We start from the raw sequence: 2187 nt of genomic DNA, 5'->3' as shown, positions 1-2187 counted from the left end.
GCTCACCATCCTCGGCTACTCCCTCTACGACACGATCATCGTGTTCGACCGCATCCGCGAGAACCTCCCGCGCATGCCGCGGGCGGCGTTCTCGCAGATCGTGAACCGCTCGATGAGCGAGGTCATCGTCCGCTCGCTCGCGACGACGCTGTCGACCGCGCTGCCGATCCTCATCCTGCTGCTGTTCGGCGGCGAGACGCTGCGGGACTTCGCGGTCGCGCTGCTGGTCGGCATCGCCTCGGGCACCTACTCCTCGATCTTCATCGCCTCGCCGGTCCTCACGGCGTGGAAGGAACGGGAGTCGGTGTACCGCCGCCGGCGCCTGCGGATCGCGGCGGCCAACGGCGGCGTGGTCCCGGCCTACGCGGAGGGCAGCGCGGCGGTCGAGGCGCCCGCGAAGGCGACCCGTGCCCGCGGCCCGGCCCGGCTCTCCGACGATCCCGCGCAAGGCGTGAGCAAGTCCGAGTTCGACCAGATGGTGCGTGACCTCCACGCCGACGCGCCGCCGACCGCCACGGCCGATCCGACGGCCGACGCGGCGCCGGAGGACCTCGTCATGAAGGACACGCCCAAGCGCGAGAAGCGCAAGGGTCCCCGCAACAAGCGCCACGGGCGCCCACGGTAGGAGACGACGACATGGGCATGTTCACCTGGGTGACGATGGGCCTCGCGATCTGGCACTTCACGGTCTTCGTGCCGGACCGGTTCGCGGGCGGCATCGTCGGTGCGTTCCTCGGCGCCCTGATCGGCTCGATCGTGTTCGGCCTGGCGATCCACGGATTCGACGTCCCGGGCCGTTCGGACACCGACATCCTGACGGCGATGGAGGCGATCCCCGGCGCGGTGCTGGGGCTCGCGGTCGTCTACGTCTGGGGCTCCCGGCAGGAGGAGCCCCAGGAGACCGTTCCGCAGCAGTAACCGGCGACACCAGGGACAGGGAGGGGACCGATGCTGCGACCACGAGGGTTCGCGCTGTACTGCACCACGATCGTGATGGCGCTGCTGTCGCTGCCGGCGATAGCGCATGCCCGCGGCCCGCTGTGGACCGTCGTCCAGGACGACGCCCAGCTGCTGCACAAGCCCGAGTCGGAGGTCGCCGCCTCGCTGGACCGGCTCCGGGATCTCGGCGTGGACACGGTCCGCGTCACGGCCGGATGGTCCGTGCTGACCCGAGGGGCGGACGACAGGACGCAGCCGGGCGAGTTCGATCAGACCGACCCCGCCGCCTACGAGCAGGCCCGCTTCACCGCCCTGGACCGGGTGGTCCGGCAGGCGGACGCGCGAGGCCTGCGCGTGCTGCTGGACATCGCCTTCTGGGCACCCCTGTGGGCGACCACCGACACCGAGGGCCCGCGCGCCCGGACGGACGTCGACGCCGACGCCTACGGACGCTTCGCCCGGGCGCTCGCCCGTCGCTACAACGGATCCTTCACGCCCCCGGCTGCCGTCGAGCCGGTCCCGCCCTCCCAGGACAGCAACCTCCTGGAGCAGCTCTTCGGTGCGGACGATCCGCCGCCCCCGGCGACCGCGCCGTCGGAGGGACCGCTGCCGCGCGTGCAGCTGTTCTCGCTGTGGAACGAGCCGAACCACCCGGCGTTCCTCATGCCGCAGTCCGCGCGCGGCGAGCGTGGCAGTCCCGCCTCCTACCGCAGGATGGTGCGGACCGCGGTGGCCGGGATCCGCACCGAGCAGGCCGGGGCCAAGGTCCTCATCGGTGGCCTGGCCTCCAAGGGCACCAACGGACGCGGTGTCTCGCCGCTGCGGTTCCTGCGGGAGCTGGCGTGCGTCGACGGCAAGCTCCGGCCGCTGAGGACCAAGGAGTGCCAGGGGTTCACGAAGGTCCCCGGCGACGGCTTCACGATCCACCCGTACTCGCTGAGCACCCCGCCGGACGCGCGGCCGTCGGCTCGTCAGCCCGACGACGTCCCGCTCGGCGCGCTGCCACGCATGACCAAGCTGCTGAGCCGTCTGGTCGCCCGCAAGCGGCTGGCCACCGGGCTGCGCGACGTCTGGATCACCGAGTACGGCTACGAGACCAACCCGCCGGCGAAGACCACCAAGTACGGCCTCTCGGACCAGGTGCGGTTCCTGCCGTGGGCGGAGTACCTCGCCTGGCGTGAGCCGCGCGTGCGGGCCTTCGCGCAGTTCCTGCTGCGGGACCTGCCGCCCGCGGCGACGGTGCAGGGG

2 protein-coding genes and 1 pseudogene are annotated in these 2187 nt (G+C 72.1%); all 3 read left to right on the top strand.

Translation table 11 applies throughout. The annotated features are described in order from the left end of the window. Positions 1 to 625 (top strand): annotated as a pseudogene (locus tag ABYE80_RS20090) (hypothetical protein); the annotation flags it as partial. Positions 626 to 636: 11 nt separating this feature from the next. After that, on the top strand, positions 637 to 918 hold the full coding sequence (locus ABYE80_RS20085) for a hypothetical protein (RefSeq protein WP_372792107.1): 282 nt from the start codon (positions 637 to 639) through the stop codon (positions 916 to 918). A 30-nt stretch (positions 919 to 948) separates the two neighbouring features. Next, positions 949 to 2187, top strand: a 1239-nt coding sequence (locus ABYE80_RS20080) for a hypothetical protein (RefSeq protein ID WP_372792105.1), incomplete at its 3' end; no start/stop codon positions are given.

Source organism: Paraconexibacter sp. (assembly GCF_041602235.1).
Classification (GTDB): domain Bacteria; phylum Actinomycetota; class Thermoleophilia; order Solirubrobacterales; family Solirubrobacteraceae; genus Paraconexibacter.
Note: the sequence above shows the minus strand (reverse complement) of the source record. Positions and strands in the feature narration are given on the sequence as shown.

Coding starts and splice junctions, on each gene's coding strand:
- ABYE80_RS20085 (WP_372792107.1), top strand. CDS start 637: ATGGGCATGTTCACCTGGGTGACGATGGGCCTCGCGATCTGGCACTTC.